Origin of the sequence: Oerskovia sp. NPDC056781, assembly GCF_042789955.1 — a bacterium.
In the GTDB taxonomy this organism is placed as follows: Bacteria; Actinomycetota; Actinomycetes; order Actinomycetales; family Cellulomonadaceae; genus Oerskovia; species Oerskovia rustica.
The window spans coordinates 1-1,066 of the sequence record NZ_JBHUAD010000416.1; the positions used below are offsets into that span (position 1 = coordinate 1).

Consider the following 1,066-nt stretch of genomic DNA (forward strand, 5'->3'; position numbering starts at 1 on the left):
CAGCCACTCGCACTCGTCGGCCCCCCCCCCCGCGCCCCACACCCCCCCCCCCCCCCCCCCTCGACGGGGTACGGGCGAGCGCACCACGGGTCCGCACCGGCCCGCCCGGGCCGCGCTCCGACGTCGGGCGGGAATCCCCGGGACGCAGCGCGGCCCGTGTCACACAATGGACCGGTGACCACCTCGCACCCGGACAGAGACAACGCGCCCCGCTGGGCCAGCTACGTCGCGATCGGCGACTCGTTCACGGAAGGACTCTGGGACCCCTACCCGAACGACCCGGACCGCCAGCGCGGCTGGGCCGACCTCCTCGCAGGGCACCTGTCGACGCGCCGCAGCGCCGCGGGCGAGGCCCCGCTCGAGTACGCCAACCTCGCGATCCGCGGCCGACTCCTGCGCTCGATCCTCTCCGAGCAGGTCCCGGCAGCGCTCGCGCTCAAGCCCGACCTGGTGAGCCTCATCGGCGGCGGCAACGACATCCTGCGCCCCGCGGCCGACGTCGACCGCCTGGCCCGCAACCTGGACCACGCCGTCGGGCGCCTGCGCGCCGAGGGCATCGACGTCCTGCTGGGCACGGGCTTCGACACCTCGGGCTCGCCCCTCGTGGGCCTCACGCGCGGCCGGGTGGGCGTGTTCAACGCCCACATCTGGTCGATCGCGCGCCGCCACGGCGCGCACGTCCTCGACCTGTGGGGCATGGCATCACTGCACGACTGGCGCATGTGGTCCGACGACCGCATCCACCTCACGCCCGACGGGCACCGGCGCGTGGCCCAGGCCGCACTCGTGGGCCTCGGCCAGGCGCCCGACGACGTCGCGTGGGACGACCCGTTGTCCCCGCTTCCCCCCGCCCCCCTTCTCGACCGTGCGCGGCAGAACGCCGAGTGGGTGCGGGTGCACGTCTACCCGTGGGCGACGCGGCGCCTCCGGGGCCACTCCTCGGGCGACCTGCGCGAGCCCAAGGCCCCCGTGCTGACGCCGGTGCAGTCGCAGTAGACCGGCCAGCAGAGGCGGCGCCACCCGCGGGGTCGGGCCACTCCCCGGACGACGAAGGCCGGCGTCCCGC

Annotated in this window: 1 protein-coding gene; it reads left to right on the forward strand. The window is 76.0% G+C overall.

Going from position 1 to position 1,066, the window contains the following annotated elements:
* The first annotated feature begins 174 nt into the window (after positions 1-174).
* Positions 175-996 carry an SGNH/GDSL hydrolase family protein gene (locus ACFRCR_RS18855; RefSeq protein WP_377679724.1) on the forward strand — a complete coding sequence of 274 codons (822 nt, stop codon included), beginning with the start codon at positions 175-177 and terminating at the stop codon, positions 994-996.
* Positions 997-1,066 lie beyond the last annotated feature (70 nt).